The 14933-nt window shown below is 61.2% G+C and carries 12 protein-coding genes and 2 pseudogenes; 11 read left to right on the top strand and 3 right to left on the bottom strand.

Annotated features, from left to right (window positions below; all coding sequences use genetic code 11):
• The coding region (locus ACQKP2_RS29150; protein ID WP_427581683.1) for a YbdD/YjiX family protein at positions 1–123 on the top strand (123 nt) is incomplete at its 5' end.
• A gap of 90 nt (positions 124–213) precedes the next feature.
• On the opposite strand, the gene ACQKP2_RS29145 is transcribed toward ACQKP2_RS29150, so the two are convergent.
• A complete protein-coding gene (locus tag ACQKP2_RS29145) occupies positions 214–786 on the bottom strand; it encodes a hypothetical protein (RefSeq protein ID WP_427581679.1) in 573 nt (190 codons plus the stop codon).
• Between the two features lie 197 nt (positions 787–983).
• Between ACQKP2_RS29145 and ACQKP2_RS29140 the strand changes: the two genes are divergently transcribed.
• On the top strand, positions 984–1502 hold the full coding sequence (locus ACQKP2_RS29140) for a hypothetical protein (protein WP_427581677.1): 519 nt from the start codon (positions 984–986) through the stop codon (positions 1500–1502).
• Positions 1503–1647: 145 nt separating this feature from the next.
• On the top strand, positions 1648–2712 hold the full coding sequence (locus ACQKP2_RS29135; protein WP_427581675.1) for a GGDEF domain-containing protein: 1065 nt from the start codon (positions 1648–1650) through the stop codon (positions 2710–2712).
• A 39-nt stretch (positions 2713–2751) separates the two neighbouring features.
• On the opposite strand, the gene ACQKP2_RS29130 is transcribed toward ACQKP2_RS29135, so the two are convergent.
• Both ACQKP2_RS29130 and ACQKP2_RS29125 read right to left on the bottom strand, forming a co-directional pair.
• Entirely contained in the window at positions 2752–4317 is a 1566-nt protein-coding gene (locus ACQKP2_RS29130; RefSeq protein ID WP_427581673.1) for an aldehyde dehydrogenase (NADP(+)), read from the bottom strand.
• Between the two features lie 11 nt (positions 4318–4328).
• The gene (locus tag ACQKP2_RS29125; RefSeq protein ID WP_427581671.1) at positions 4329–4952 is read right to left on the bottom strand and encodes an isochorismatase family cysteine hydrolase; all 624 of its coding nucleotides are present in this window, start codon (positions 4950–4952) and stop codon (positions 4329–4331) included.
• An 81-nt stretch (positions 4953–5033) separates the two neighbouring features.
• Between ACQKP2_RS29125 and ACQKP2_RS29120 the strand changes: the two genes are divergently transcribed.
• From ACQKP2_RS29120 to ACQKP2_RS29085, 8 genes and pseudogenes are all read left to right on the top strand, one after another.
• A complete protein-coding gene (locus ACQKP2_RS29120; protein WP_427581669.1) occupies positions 5034–5561 on the top strand; it encodes a winged helix-turn-helix transcriptional regulator in 528 nt (175 codons plus the stop codon).
• 130 nt (positions 5562–5691) lie between these two features.
• Positions 5692–6030, top strand: coding sequence for a hypothetical protein (locus ACQKP2_RS29115; RefSeq protein WP_427581681.1), 339 nt, complete (start codon positions 5692–5694; stop codon positions 6028–6030).
• Positions 6031–6272: 242 nt separating this feature from the next.
• Positions 6273–7400 (top strand): annotated as a pseudogene (locus tag ACQKP2_RS29110) (PDC sensor domain-containing protein); the annotation flags it as partial.
• A 324-nt stretch (positions 7401–7724) separates the two neighbouring features.
• Positions 7725–8261 (top strand): annotated as a pseudogene (locus ACQKP2_RS29105) (methyl-accepting chemotaxis protein); the annotation flags it as partial.
• 731 nt (positions 8262–8992) lie between these two features.
• Entirely contained in the window at positions 8993–9271 is a 279-nt protein-coding gene (locus ACQKP2_RS29100; RefSeq protein WP_427581667.1) for a LysR family transcriptional regulator, read from the top strand.
• 139 nt (positions 9272–9410) lie between these two features.
• On the top strand, positions 9411–10670 hold the full coding sequence (gene mexE / locus ACQKP2_RS29095; protein ID WP_427581665.1) for a multidrug efflux RND transporter periplasmic adaptor subunit MexE: 1260 nt from the start codon (positions 9411–9413) through the stop codon (positions 10668–10670).
• Positions 10671–10682: 12 nt separating this feature from the next.
• Positions 10683–13862 carry an efflux RND transporter permease subunit gene (locus ACQKP2_RS29090; protein WP_427581663.1) on the top strand — a complete coding sequence of 1060 codons (3180 nt, stop codon included), beginning with the start codon at positions 10683–10685 and terminating at the stop codon, positions 13860–13862.
• A partial coding sequence (locus ACQKP2_RS29085) for an efflux transporter outer membrane subunit (RefSeq protein ID WP_427581661.1) occupies positions 13859–14933 on the top strand: 1075 nt, incomplete at its 3' end. The genes ACQKP2_RS29090 and ACQKP2_RS29085, both read left to right, overlap by 4 nt.

The following is a 14933-nucleotide window of genomic DNA, read 5'->3' as shown; positions in this document are numbered from 1 at the left end:
GACAACTATGTCGAGCACATGCAAAGCAAACACCCGGACAAACCGGTGATGAGCTACGAGGCGTTCTTTCGCGAGCGCCAGGAAGCGCGCTACGGCAGCAAGGCGGGGCCGAAGTGTTGTTGATCCGGTTGCCGGATTAATGGCGATACCTGTGGGAGCGAGCCGGCTCCGGGCGGCTCGCTCCCACAGGTAAAGCCTGCTGACCGGGACCGGTCAGATTTCGTCAGGATCGCTGAGGTAGGGCGCATTTCGCTGAGTGATGCGCAGTTTGAATACCAGTCCATTACCCTTGGTATCGGCCAGGTAGGTAAAAGGCGCGCCTCGACGAAAAACACCACCGATTTGACCGGCATTGTCGGCCATGAGCCGAACCCGGTGAATATCGCCTCGCATGTCGTCCAGTGTGATGATCCGGTTATCAGGATTCAGAATGCAGAAGGATGACGTATCGCGTCCGGCTGCCGGGAATGCACCCAGTGCGCCGAAAGAATCCCGGCTGATGCACTTGCCGTGATGTCCGTTTTCAGAACGGATATACAGGGTGTAGTAGTCGTCAGTGCAACGAAAATACAGGGTCAAGGGTGCGATGGCTGCTGATTCCTGAGGTGGGCATATGCCAAGGAGGTGGGCGTCATCGATCCTCTGTGTCCTGCCGGTAAAAGATCCTCCGGAGTAAAGACTGTCTGTTCTTAAAATCGGGCCATCGTGCAGGTTGCCCAGAAGCTCTACATGGTCGTTGTCCAGCTCCAGTGTTGCAATAAACGATTTCTGGCGATTGCTGCTCATGATCTCATCCTTGAGTTCGGTTTGGATTGGGATGTCCCGCTGGCGAAAGTAATGGTTTTTGCGCCCGTGAAGTTGCAGCGATGTATTGCTGCATGTTGTACAACGGTGGGTCGTTGGATTCGGCCAACAAGCGGCGCACTGTGCGGGCGGTGGCATGGACTAAGCTTTGAGTCAGCTCAATCCGCAGGTCTGGCGCCATGAGTGACTTTGCAACCTACTGGTTTCCCACGCTTCTCATGATTGTCGGCGCTTTTTTAGGTGCCTGGTTTTCCATCTGGCTGCCCAAATTCCTGAGTACCCGACGCTACGCCCGTCGCGACGACCTGCTCGGTGAGTGGGCGTCGACCTGGCAGGACGCCGATGACCCGAATCAGTGGGTGACCGAAACCGTCACGGTCGATATTGCCGATGGTCGATTGCACCTGCTCAATGCCAACAATGTCGGCGGCTACCGCTGGGAAGGTACCTGCGAGCTGTATGACGATCATTACCTTTACGGAAAATGGAAGTCGCTGAAGAAAGCGGCACCGTCCAAGGGCGTGTTCAGTTTTCTGATGCTGCCTCAGGGGGATGTTCTGGTGGGGCAGGCCATGGGCCAGGACAAACTCGGTGTTGCCAGGACGTCGGACTGGATCCTTGCCCGGCAGAATGTGGACATTGACAAAGGCAAGCAGTGGTTGCGCGACCACACGACCTATTACCGTGGCAATCCTTGAAGTTGAGCCTGTGCGGCATTGACGGGCGTCATTGGCAATCGAAAAACCGATTGGTCACATCAAACCGGGGATAGCCGTTTGTCGGGCGTACCGGTATGCTCGGCACGTTCTCCGAACGCCAATGATTAACAACCACAGTGAAGCCATGAGCCAATCAGAATCGCGTGCGAATGTTCTAGCGCTGTATCCGGAAGACTCCCGCGAGGCGGCGGCGCTGCTCAAGCAAGCCGTTCCACTGATGGTTCGCCACAATATCCCGCCCAATCCAGTGCATTACGCGCTGTGGTACACCTACAGCAAGGGGCAGGAACCGGAACTCAATCGCCGTCTGGACCGAGTGGTCGCAGACTTCGACGGTTGCCCACCGGAATCCGCGACCAAGCTGTTTCGCGAATTCATCATCCGTGACGAACTGGAGGACGCCCGTGCCGGACAGGAGCAGGTGATCCATCTGGTAGACGGCATGGAGCGGGATGTTTCGCGTAGCGTGAAAGGCAGCGTCAATTTCCAGAACCGTCTGGGGCAGTGCCTGCAAATGCTTGAGGAGCCGGTCAGCGAGCGCTTGCCGGGCATCCTGAGCGAGCTGCAGCAAAGCACACGGCTGATGCAAAGCCAGCAGGAGCATTTCCTGACGCAACTGCAATCGGCGCAAAGCGAAATCAAAAGCCTGCGCGACAAGCTCGAGCGTGCGCAGTTGGCGGCGACACTCGATGGCTTGACCGAATTGCTCAACCGCAGCGCCTTCACACGCTTGCTCGAGCAAGCCCTGGCCAAGAAAACCCGTGTCGCCCTGGTGATGCTGGATATCGATCATTTCAAACAATTCAACGACCTGTACGGTCATCCGCTGGGCGACCGGGTTCTGCAACATGTCGGGCAGGTGTTGCGCGGGGCGCTGGCCACCGATGCCTTTGCGGCGCGTTACGGCGGCGAGGAGTTCTGCGTGGTACTCCAGGACTGTGCCGATCTCGACAGCGCCTGCGCCTTTGCCGAGCAGTTGCGCCTCAAGGTCCAGTCATTGCGAATCAAGGCGCGAGGCACGGACACTGTGCTGGACACTGTGACCGCGTCCTTCGGCGTTGCCTTCGTTCAACCCGGCGATAATCTGGAAAGCCTGGTGACGCGTGCCGATGACGGCCTCTACCAGGCCAAGCGCAACGGGCGCAACCAGGTGTGTGCCATGCGCCGGGACCCGGCACTGCAACCCTGAACCGCAAGGGTTCGCTGCAGCGTCGGGTTCCTTGAGTGACTAATCACCGTTCACGCTGCGCGGCAATCCCAAGGGGTTGAGTTCGCGCAATGCCTCGGGCAGCAATGCATCCGGAAAGCCCTGGTAGGTCACGGGGCGCAGGAAACGCTCGATGGAGGTCATGCCGACCGAAGTGAAGCGGCTGTCCGATGTGGCCGGAAAAGGTCCGCCGTGGGTGGTGGCGAAGGTCACTTCCTGCGGATGAGCGAAGGCATTGACCACGATCCGTCCCGTGCGCCGCTCCAGCACCGGCAACAAGCGACGGGCCAGTTCCATGTCCGTTTCCTCAAGGTGCAGGGTCGCGCTGAGCTGACCGCGAAACGACCGCGCGACGGCGATCATCTGCATCTCATCCTTGACCCTGACCAACAAGGCCGCCGGGCCGAACACTTCGTGGGCCAAAGCCGTCTGCGCCAGAAAGCGCTGACCGTCGACTTCCAGCAATGCGGATCGGCCATCCAGATCCCCCAGGGCTGCCGTACCTGTAGCAACCGGTTTTGCCCCGATGCTTTGCAGCTGTTCAAGGCCACTGAGGTAAGCCTCATGAATTCCCGGTGTCAGCATCGGGCGAGCCGGCGCCTCGGCTACGCGCCTGGCCATGGCGGTGCGCAGCGGGTCGAAGCCGTTGCCGTCGACGGCAATCAGGATCGCCGGCTTGAGGCAGGCCTGGCCGACATTGACCAGCATGCGTTCGGCAAACCCGTCTCCGATCTGCGCCCCGTGCGCTGCCAGTGCATGGGGCAGGATGAACGTCGGATTGACGCTGGTCATTTCGGTGAAGACCGGGATGGGATCGGGGCGCAGCTGCGCTCGCCGATACAACGCCATGCCCCCCTGTTCCGAACCGGTGAAGGTCACCGCCTTGATCAGGGGATGGTCGACCAGTGCTTCTCCTATCAGGTTGCCGCCACCGCGCAACACCGAAAACACACCTTGCGGCAGGCCGCAGTCCTGCACGGCCTGGAGGATGGCGCGGGCCTGAATTTCCGAGGAACCGGGGTGGGCATTGTGGGCCTTGACGATGACCGTCGCACCCGCTGCCAGTGCCGAAGCGGTGTCGCCGCCGGCCACCGAGTAACTGATCGGGAAATTGCTCGCACCGAATACCGCCACCGGACCGATGGCGATTTTCTGCAAGCGGTGATCCATGCGCGGTCGTGGCTGGCGATCAGGCTGTGCCGGGTCGACGGCCAGTTGCAGGAAGCGTCCTTTGCGCACGACACCGGCGAACTGGCGGAACTGGGTGGCAGCCTTGGCCGCTTCGCCCAGCAGCTGCGCTTCGGGCAGGCCGGTTTCCAGCGCTGTGCGTGCCGCCAGTTCGCGGCTCACGGCATCGAGGTTGTCGGCGATGCGCTCAAGGAATGCCGAGCGCTCGGCCAGTGAGGTATGGCTGTAGTGGTCGAAGGCAAGGTCGGCGAGGTTAGCGGCCATGTCCACCTCCGCGATGCCGCCCAGCGCGAAGTCCGGTTCGATCAACTGGTTGGTCGCTGGATTGAGTGCCTTCATGGTCCCGGCACTGGCAGGGACTTCGCTGGCGCCGATCAGCAGGTTTCCGGTGAGTTTCATGCGGCATTCGCTCATGGCTGCAGGGTGTTAATGAGCTGTTCGGTCGTCACGATCGAATGGGCGAAGGTGGGGCCGTTCAGCTCATGGGCGGCGTGCATCATTTCCGGCTTGAACGCGGCGGTGGCGTCGCGCACCAGGGTGACGTGGTAACCCAGTTCCTGGGCGTAGCGGGCGGTGGCCTCGATGCAGGTGTTTGCCAGTAGACCGACGATGATCACGTGGGTGATGCCTTTCTGCTTGAGGCGAAAATCCAGGTCGGTGTTGGCAAAGCCGCTCGAACCCCAATGTTCCTGGACGACGATATCGCCAGGTTTCGGTGCAAAATCGGGGTGCCATTCGCCACCCCATTCGCCGCGGGCGAAGTGATGCATGTGCTGGATCTTGCACTGGCTCGGGCTTGGGTGATCCCAATTGTCATAGTCACCGTGTTCCCAGCGACGGTGCGGTACGATGACCACCGTCATGCCGAGTGAGCGGACGGTCTGGTCCAGCGCGCGCAGGTTGTCGAGCAGGCCGACCTGTTCGGCAATCGGCTCGATCAAGGGATAAACCTTGCCGCCTTCGGACAGAAAATCGTTGTAGGGATCGACCAGCAGGTAAGCGGTACGATCAAGGGGATAGGTCGTATTCGACATGATCAATTCTCCGGAATATGGGCTGGCCTCGGCACAGTGTTGATATGATAATCATAGTTACGATGAAAGAGGCAAGCCTGCATGGCCGTAAAAAAGACTGCTCCTGATACCTTGTGTCCGATTGCACGGGCCGAGGACATCGTCGGGGATCGCTGGACGGTATTGGTCCTGCGTGAATTGTTCATGCGCAATCACCGTTACGACGAGATCCAGGCGCAGACCGGCGGTACCCCGCAGATGGTCGCCGCGCGCCTGAAAAGCCTGGTGTCCGACGCCATGGTCGAGCGCCGCGCCTACAGTGAGCGGCCGCTGCGCTACGAATACCACCTCACGGCCAAGGGCGAGGCGTTTTACGCCGTGGTCCTGGCCCTGCGTGCCTGGGGAGAAACCTGGTGCAAGTCGCCGCAGGAAGGCCTGGCGGTGCGCTACACCCACCAGCGCTGCGGACATCACGCCGGACTCGGACCTTTGTGCGAGCACTGTGGTGAGTTGTTGCGCCGGGAAGAGTTGCAAAGCGAAGCCAGTGAAGCCTACGTCCATGAGCGAAATGCACGGCGCGAAGCCTTCAAGTCCCAGCGCGGAGCTGGCACCGCATCGGTGGTGGAGTAGCGCGTGGGGCAGGGGACAGTGGTTAACTATTCGTTCGGATAATAATCACCATCACCGTTCGCAAGTTCTGTTGAGTGGAGGAAACAAGGAAAATCGCGCCATCCAAAAACGCCTTTCAGGAACCGGCGCGATGAATATCCTCACTCGACAAGCCCTTGTCGCCTCCTTGCTGCTGTCGGGGTGCGCCTCCGCCCCGAACGATCCGACGCTGATTCTGCAGACAACCAAGGCGCCGGCCGACTACACGCAGTGCGTTCTGCCGAAATTGCAGCAGGATTCGCTCAATGCAACCGTTTCGGAAACCCAGCGCAGTTACCGCATCGTGGTTTCCAGCAAAATCGCCGCAAATGACGTGCTCGAGACCTACAAGGCTTCGAACGGCGGCAAGGTGTTCCTGTACCAGCGTGCGTTGCTGGCATCGACGTTCGGGCCTTCGCCGCTCGAGCGCGCTGCCCAGGCCTGCCTGTAGTCGATTCCCGATAAAGATCCGGCTTGCACACTCGGGCACGTTCCGGTCAGGCGTACCGAAAGGCTGTCAATTGCCGTGATTTCCCTGGCATTTTTAATTTGAACGTACCTTCAATTAAGTTGCATATACAACCCGCGTCTCGATATAGTGGCCAACTAATATCAATTATAAAAACTTGCCAGCGGGGCTGCTGCACTCACATTTGCACGAGCTGTGCTGGCTGACGTATCGCTCATTCGAGAATGCTCATGCCTAATCGCTCACTGCACTTCAAGCTGTTCTGGACAGCGCTGGTCGGCACCTTCGTCGTCATGGCGCTACTGCTGGGTTCCATTGCCTATATCGCCTACGGCACGTCCGTCAAAGAAACCTTTGCCCTGGTCAATACCGTCGTCAAGGCCAATGCCAAGGAAGTGGAAGTCGAACTCGGCGCCGGTTTTACCGTGGCCGAATCCCTGGCCAGTGTCGCCACGGCCATGCAGCAACAGCAGGTCGATCGCAAGACCGCCGATGCATTGACCCGTCAGTTGTTCGAAGCCAATCCAAAGCTGCTGGGCCTTGGGCAGTATTGGGAAGCGAACGCGTTCGACGGCAAGGACAGTGAGTTTGCCAACCAGCCCAATCATGACGCCACGGGTCGTTACCTGACGTACTGGAACCGCGCCAGCGGCTCGGTGAAGTCCGAGGCATTGAGTGGCTACACCCCGGAAAATGCCGACAACCAGTATTACTACCGGCCACTGCATACGCGCCAGCCCTGGGCGTCCGAACCCTTCGCCTACAGCACCGGCACCGGCCAGAAAGTGATGATGGTGTCGATCATGGTGCCGCTGTTGCAGAGCGGCAAGGCCGTGGGTGTGGCCGGGGTGGATATCCCGCTGGAAAGCATCAACCGACAGCTCTCCACCATCGATGCGTACAAAGGTTACGGCGCGCTGATCTCCAGCGATGGCCTGTATGCCAGCCATCCCGATGCCAAGCGCCTGAGCCAACCGGCCGACGAGTTGCCGGCCGCTGCCAGGGATGCGATCAAGGCAGGCCAATCCTACAGTTTTGAACACGATGGCTGGGGCTACGTGCTGCAACCGGTGCGCATCGGCAAGGCGCCGAACAACTGGGCGTTGATGGTGGCTTATCCGTTGGCCGAGGCCATGGCCGGCATCAACCATTTCCTTTATACCGCCGTGGTCATCGGCCTGGTGGCGTTGCTGGTGTTGGCCATCGTGCTGTGGCATTTGCTGGCGTGGCAGATTCGTCCGCTGTCGGGCCTGACCGTCGGCATTCAAGCGTGGGGCGGTGAGCTGGGGTTGCGTTTCGAACAGCGCAGCGGCGATGAAACCGGCAAGTTGGCGGGGGCTTTCAACCAGTTCATCCAGCGCCTGGGCGACCTGGTGGGTTCGATTCGTCACAGCAGCGGCGCCTTGATGCAGATCTCCAATCACCTGGGCGATACCACCCAGGCCGTTGCCGAGCGGGCGACTTCGCAACACACCGCCACCGAAGAAATGGCCAGCGGCGTCACCGCATTGGCGCATTCGGTGACCGAAATGTCCCAGCAGGCCGAAGATGTGGAACAGCTGGCGCGCAACACCGAAATGCTGACCACGCACATTTCCACAGACATGGGCCAGACCCTGGCCGGCATCACGCACATCGACCAGACCATGGACGTGGTGGCCGGCGCGGTGGGCGATCTGGAAAAACGCTCGCAGCAGATTGCGGGGATCATCGCGGTGATTCGCAGCATCGCCGACCAGACCAACCTGCTGGCCCTCAACGCCGCAATCGAAGCCGCACGGGCAGGGGAGCAGGGCCGTGGGTTTGCCGTGGTGGCCGACGAAGTGCGGCAACTGGCCGAACGTACCAGCCGCTCGACCGGGGAAATCGGCGAGATGATCGGCGCCATCGGCTCGGACGTGCGCAACACCGTGGCCAACGTCCAGCAGGTGGGCGAAGCCGTGCGCCAGGGCGTGGTGCAACTGACCACCTCGGCCCAGGGCGTCGACCAGATCCGCCAGCATGCCCAGGACATTCTGACGCGCATCAGCGAAGTGGCGCGCCAGACCCAAAGCCAGGCCGCCACGGGCGAGCAGCTGTCGGTGGCCATCCAGGGTGTCAGCCGAATCTCCGAACAGAATGATCATGCGATCCGCAGCCTGCTCGAACAATCGGTACAACTGCGTGACCAGGCCGGCTCACTGAGCCAGCAACTGACGCAATTCCGCGATTGAGATACCCGCCGGCAGGCGCGAGGCACGCCCACGAAGGCGGGACTTGCGCCATTTACCCCCATCGAAAACACCTTCGTCCGTAGGAGCCAGGCTCGCCGGCCAAGGCGGCCTCACGTCATACGGCACCAATGAAAACGCCTTCGTCCGTAGGAGCCAGGCTCGCCGGCGAAGGCGGCCTCACGTCATGCGGCACCCATGAAAACGCCTTCGCCTGTAGGAGCCAGGCTCGCCGGCGAAGGCGGCCTCACGTCATGCGACGCCAATGAAAACGCCTTCGCCCGTAGGAGCCAGGCTTGCCGGCGAAGGCGGCCTCACGTCATACGACGCCAATGAAATCGCTTTCGCCGGCAAGCCTGGCTCCTACGGATTCGGGGCGCTACAAAATAGGGAGGGCGTTGTAGGAGCGAGGCTTGCCCGCGAAGGCGGCCTCGCGTCATGCGGCACCCATGAAAACGCTTTCGCCGGCATGCCTGGCTCTACGGATTCGGGGCGCTACAAAATAGGGAGGGCGTTGTAGGAGCGAGGCTTGCCCGCGAAGGCGGCCTCACGTCATACGGCGCCAATGAAAACGCTTTCGCCGGCAAGCCTGGCTCCTACGGATTTCGGGACGCCTCGAAATATGGGATAAGCCCGGCTCCTACGGGAATGGTGTCAGTTCGTCGCCCTCAGGCTAGTAATTATGATGATCATCATATATTGTTCGCGCAAATGCCTCGACGCGGGCCTGAGCCATGAAACGAAATGATCTGCGCAACATCGATTTGAATCTGCTGGTGGTGTTCGAAGCGCTGATTCAGGAGCGCAATGTCACCCGGGCCGCGCAGAGGCTTGCGCTGGGTCAACCGGCCGTCAGCAATGCCCTCGCGCGTCTGCGATGCCTGTTCAACGACCCCCTGTTCCAGCGTGCGGGTCGAACCATGCAGCCCACGCCCCGCGCGTTGCGGGTCGCGCAGATACTGGGGCCGGCGCTGGATTCGGTTTGTCATGCAATCGCCCCTGGCAAGGCGTGAGCAGGGCAGGCCTTTTTTTTGCCTTTATAGATGATGTTCATCATTAATAGTAATAGCCAAGTTCAACCCGTTCGATTCGTCGTTGCCTCGCACTGCACCGAGACTGCGCAAACCCCTAACCGTCTGGCGGACACTCCCCATGGAACAGTCACTCAAACCTTTTCGTTACCCACTCGCCGCATTGGCCCTGGCAACGCTTGCCGCTTGCGGTCGCGCACCGGACGTCGCCCATGCTCCGGGGGCGCCTCACGTGACGGTGGCAACGGTTATCGAGCAGCCCATCACCGAGTGGGACGAAGTGACCGCCAGGCTGGAGGCGCCCGAAACCGTTGAAGTCCGTCCACGTGTCTCCGGGCAGATCGAGCAGGTGGCCTTCACCGACGGTGCACTGGTCAAGAAGGGGGATCTGTTGTTCCAGATCGATCCGCGGCCGTTCGAACACGAAGTGCATCGTTTCGAAGCCCAATTGCAGCAAGCCCGCGCCACGCTGGTCCGCACGAGCAACGAAGCTCAGCGCGGGCAGCGTCTGCTCAGCAGCAATGCCATTTCCACCGAACTGGCCGACACCCGCACCACCACCGCGCAGGAGGCCAAGGCCGGTGTCGATGCCATCCAGGCGCAACTCGATCTTGCCCGCCTGAACCTGAGCTTCACCCGCGTCACTTCGCCCATCACCGGGCGCGTCAGCCGTGCCGAAATCACCGCCGGCAACATCGTCACCGCCGACACCACGGCGTTGACCAGCGTAGTGTCCACCGACAAGGTCTACGCCTACTTCGACGCCGACGAGCGCCTGTTCCTCAAGTACAACCAGCTCTCCCGCCAGGGCCAGCGCAGCCAGAGCACGCCGGTGTACATGGGCCTGTCGAACGAGGAGGGCAACAGCCACCTGGGGCAGATGAATTTCGTCGACAACCAGGTCAACCCCAGGACCGGCACCATCCGTGGTCGCGCGGTGTTCGACAACACCAACGGCCAGTACACACCAGGCCTGTACGCGCGCTTGAAACTGGTGGGCAGCGCACCCTATGCCGGCCTGCTGATCAAGGACGAGGCCGTCGGTACCGACCTCGGCAAGAAATTCGTGCTGGTGGTCGATCAGGACAACAAGGCCGTCTACCGCAGCGTTGAACTGGGGCCGAAGCTCGAAGGCCTGCGCATCGTGCGCAGCGGCCTGCAGAAAGAGGACCGCATCGTCATCAACGGCCTGCAACGGGTCCGTCCCGGCGCCGTGGTTGCGCCGGCGGATGCACCCATGGCCGACCCGGAAACCGTCGCCACGCTGGCCCGGCAACGCCAGGCGATCGAGGCGGGCAACCAACCGGCAATCCCGACCCCGGCAACCGTCAAATCACCCGCGCTGGTGAAGACGGATGCTGCGGTTTCACCTCGCGGATAAGGGAACACCGACATGAAATTTTCTCAGTTCTTTATCACGCGACCGATCTTTGCAGCCGTGCTGTCGCTGCTGATCCTGATCGCCGGCGGCATCGCGCTGTTCCAGCTGCCGATCAGTGAGTACCCCGAAGTCGTGCCGCCGACCGTTGTCATCCACGCCAACTATCCGGGAGCCAACCCAAAGGTCATCGGCGAAACCGTGGCGGCACCGCTCGAACAGGCCATCACCGGCGTCGAGAACATGCTGTACATGTACTCGCAGTCCACCGCCGATGGGCGATTGACGCTGACAGTGACCTTTGCGCTGGGCACCGACCTGGACAATGCCCAGGTACAGGTGCAGAACCGCGTGACCCGCACCGAACCCAAGTTGCCCGAGGAAGTGACGCGCATCGGTATCACCGTGGACAAGGCTTCGCCCGAGTTGACCATGGTTGTGCACCTGACTTCGCCGGACAAGCGCTACGACATGCTCTACCTGTCCAACTACGCGATCCTCAACGTCAAGGACGAGCTGTCTCGCCTCAACGGTCTGGGCGACGTGAAGATGTTCGGTATCGGTGACTACTCGCTGCGTATCTGGCTGGACCCGAACAAAACCGCTTCGCGCAACCTCACCGCCACCGACGTGGTCAACGCCGTGCGCGAACAGAACCGGCAGGTCGCCGCCGGCCAACTGGGCGCGCCACCTGCGCCCAATGCCACGAGTTTCCAGATGTCGATCAACTCCCAGGGACGGCTGGTGACCGAGGAAGAGTTCGAGAACGTGATCGTGCGCAGTGGTCCGAACGGCGAGATCACCCGCCTCAAGGACATTGCCCGGATCGAGCTGGGTTCCAACCAGTACGCCCTGCGTGCCTTGCTCAACAACGAGGAAGCGGTGGCGATGCCGATCTTCCAGCGCCCGGGCTCCAATGCCATCGAGGTTTCCGATCAGGTACGGGCGAAGATGGCCGAGCTGAAGAAGAACTTCCCCGAAGGCATGGACTACGAGATCGTCTATGACCCGACGATCTTCGTGCGCAGTTCGATTGAGGCCGTCGTTCATACCCTGTTCGAAGCGCTGGTCCTTGTCGTGCTGGTGGTGCTGCTGTTCCTGCAAACCTGGCGTGCTTCGATCATTCCGCTGGTGGCGGTGCCGGTGTCGCTGATCGGTACATTTGCGGTGATGCACCTGTTCGGCTTTTCGCTGAATGCCTTGTCGCTGTTCGGCCTGGTATTGGCCATCGGCATCGTGGTCGACGATGCGATCGTGGTCGTGGAGAACGTCGAACGGAACATCGAGACGGGGCTTGAGCCGGTGGAAGCGACCAAGAAGGCCATGGGCGAAGTTACCGGTCCGATCATCGCCACCGCGTTGGTGCTGTGCGCCGTGTTCGTTCCTTCGGCGTTCATTTCCGGCCTGACCGGGCAGTTCTACAAGCAGTTCGCCCTGACCATCGCGATATCCACGGTGATCTCGGCGTTCAACTCCCTGACGCTGTCGCCGGCATTGGCGGCGGTACTGCTCAAGGCTCACGGCGCGCCGAAGGACCGATTCTCCAAAGTGCTGGATCGCTTGTTCGGTGGCTGGTTGTTCAAACCCTTCAACCGACTGTTCGAGAAGGCCGGCAATGGTTACGTAGGGACCGTATCGAAGGTCATTCGTGGCAGCAGCGTGGCCCTGTTGGTTTACGCCGGTCTGATCGCCTTGACCTACATGGGCTTCAGCACCACGCCCACCGGCTTCGTACCGACCCAGGATAAAAAATACCTGGTGACGTTTGCGCAATTGCCGGATGCCGCCAGCCTTGATCGCTCGGAAGCGGTGATCCGCCGCATGAGCACCATCGCCATGAACGAGCCGGGCTTTGACAGCGCCGTGGCCTTCCCGGGGCTTTCGATCAACGGCTTCACCAACAGCCCGAACGCCGGTATCGCCTTCATCGGCTTGAGCAATTTTGAGGAACGCAAGGACCCGAATTTGTCGGCCCGCGCGATTGCCGCGTCGCTGAACACCAAGTTCGGCGGCATCCAGGAAGCCTACACGGCCGTGTTCCCGCCACCACCGGTACAAGGCCTGGGCACCATCGGCGGCTTCAAATTGCAGATCGAGGACCGTGGCAACCTGGGCTACGAGGCCCTGTACAAAGAAACCATGAACATCATTGCCAAGAGCCGCAGCGTGCCGGAACTGGCCAATCTGTTCACCAGCTACACCGTGAACGTGCCGCAAGTCGAGGCGGCCATCGACCGGGAAAAAGCCAAGAACCATGGCGTGGCCGTCAACGATATCTTCGACACCTTGCAGGTGTACCTGGGCTCGCTGTACGCCAACGACTTCAACCGCTTCGGTCGCACCTATCAGGTCAACGTCCAGGCCGATCAGCAATTCCGCCAGGAGCCGGAGCAGATCGGTCAGTTGAAGGTGCGCAACAACCATGGCGAGATGATCCCGCTGGGCACCCTGATCAAGGTCAGCCCGACCTCGGGGCCTGATCGCGTGATGCACTACAACGGCTTCATCAGCGCGGAAATCAATGGCGCGGCGGCCCCCGGCTACAGCTCCGGCCAGGCCCAGAAAGCCATCGAGAAACTGCTCAAGGAGGAATTGCCCAACGGCATGACCTACGAATGGACCGACCTGACCTACCAGCAGATCCTCTCCGGCGACACCGCGTTGCTGGTGTTCCCGCTCTGCGTACTGTTGGCGTTCCTGGTGCTGGCGGCGTTGTATGAAAGCTGGAGCCTGCCGCTGGCCGTGATCCTGATCGTACCGATGACCCTGCTGTCGGCGATTGCCGGGGTGATCATCTCCAAGGGTGACAACAACATCTTCACCCAGATCGGCCTGATCGTGCTGGTCGGGCTGGCGTGCAAGAACGCGATCCTGATTGTCGAGTTCGCCAAGGACAGGCAAGACCAGGGCCTGTCGCCGCTCGATGCCGTACTGGAGGCCTGCCGCATGCGTCTGCGGCCGATCCTGATGACGTCCATCGCCTTCATCATGGGGGTGATCCCACTGGTGACGTCCACCGGCGCAGGTTCCGAAATGCGTCGGGCCATGGGGGTCGCGGTGTTCTCCGGAATGCTCGGCGTGACCTTCTTCGGCCTGTTGCTGACACCGGTGTTCTTTGTCCTGATCCGCCGCTACATCGAACGCAAGCAATTGCGCAAACAAACCCAAGCGCTGAACCTGGAGGTGCAACCATGAATGCTTTCAAGCTTTTTCTACCCAGCCTTCTGGTGACTGCGCTGGCCGCCTGCACGGTCGGACCGGACTACAAGACCCCCGACACGCCACCAACCAACATCGAGCATGCCAAGGCGGCCAACTACGATCAGTCGCGATTCGAGTCGGTGTGGTGGCAGCAGTTCGATGACCCCACGCTCAATCAGCTGGTGAGTAAATCCCTGCAGGGCAACCGTGATTTGCGCGTGGCGTTTGCCCGCTGGAAAGCGGCCCGGGCCATTCGCGACGACATCAGCAACGACGACTTGCCGGTGGTCACCAGTCGCGTCAGCAGCAAGCAAGGCCGCTCGCAGGTGCCGGGCGTGACCGAGAGCCGGGTCAATACCGAGCGCTACGACCTGGGGCTGGACATGGCCTGGGAAATCGATCTGTTCGGGCGCATTCAGCGTGAGCTGGAATCGAGTGATGCGCGCGAAGATGCGGCAGCGGCCGATCTCTTTCAGCTGCGGGTGACCATGATCGCCGAGCTGGTGGATGCCTATGGCCAGTTGCGCGGTGCGCAGCTGCGGGAAAAAATCGCCCTGGCCAACCTGAAGAACCAGAACGATTCGCGCAGCGTCACGGTGAGTCTGCGCGATGCCGGTGTCGGCAATGAACTCGACGTGATGCGCGCCGATGCGCGCCTGGCTGCGGTCGAGGCGAGCGTGCCGCAGTTGCAGGCCGAGCAGGTACGACAGAAGAACCGCATCGCCACCTTGCTGGGTGAACGCCCGGACCAGCTGAGCGTGTCGCTGGCCCCGGCGGACCTGCCGGCGATTGCCAAGGCGCTGCCCATTGGCGATCCCGCCGAGCTGCTGCGTCGTCGTCCCGACGTGCTCGCGGCAGAGCGTCGCCTGGCCTCGGCGACGGCGGATGTCGGCGTGGCCACCGCCGATCTGTTCCCGCGGGTCAGCTTGAGCGGCTTCCTCGGTTTCACCGCCGGGCGCGGTTCGCAAATCGGCTCCAGTGCCGCCCGTGCCTGGTCGCTGGGCCCGAGCATCACTTGGGCGGCCTTCGATCTGGGTAGCGTCAAGGCGCGTATCCGGGGTGCCG

It is taken from the genome of Pseudomonas sp. NPDC089569 (assembly GCF_050280625.1).
Lineage (GTDB): Bacteria > Pseudomonadota > Gammaproteobacteria > Pseudomonadales > Pseudomonadaceae > Aquipseudomonas.
The sequence above is the reverse complement of the archived record's forward strand: the minus strand, read 5'-3'. Positions and strand labels throughout refer to the sequence as shown.